Origin of the sequence: Aeromonas sp. Prich7-2 (assembly GCF_017939255.1) — a bacterium.
In the GTDB taxonomy this organism is placed as follows: Bacteria; Pseudomonadota; Gammaproteobacteria; order Enterobacterales; family Aeromonadaceae; genus Aeromonas; species Aeromonas caviae.
In genome coordinates this window covers 1-293 of record NZ_JAGKRI010000315.1, presented here as the reverse complement: position 1 = coordinate 293, position 293 = coordinate 1, and the positions used below count along the sequence as shown (strand labels likewise).

At 58.7% G+C, this 293-nt stretch carries 1 protein-coding gene; it reads left to right on the top strand.

Annotation, left to right across the window (positions count from 1 at the left end; genetic code table 11):
• The coding region (locus tag J9892_RS22415) for a transposase domain-containing protein (protein WP_210539055.1) at positions 1 to 293 on the top strand (293 nt) is incomplete at both ends.

The following is a 293-nucleotide window of genomic DNA, read 5'->3' as shown; positions in this document are numbered from 1 at the left end:
GCTTACCTTCTGATATGGTCTTGTGGCTCGTCGTGGGGATGGCCTTTTTCCGCAATGAGCCCATCTCCGAGGTCGCTCGGCGCCTCAACATCTGTGCAGAAGGGTTGGCCAATGATGCCTTGCTCGCGGACAGTGCCCTGTCTCAGGCCCGTCAGCGACTCGGCAAACAGCCGCTCGAGTGGCTGTTCAAACAGTGCGCCGATGTGTGGGGGCGGGAACGTTATCCTGAAGACCATTGGCACGGTTTACAGGTCTTTGCCATCGATGGGGCCCTGTTCCGAACCCAGGATATG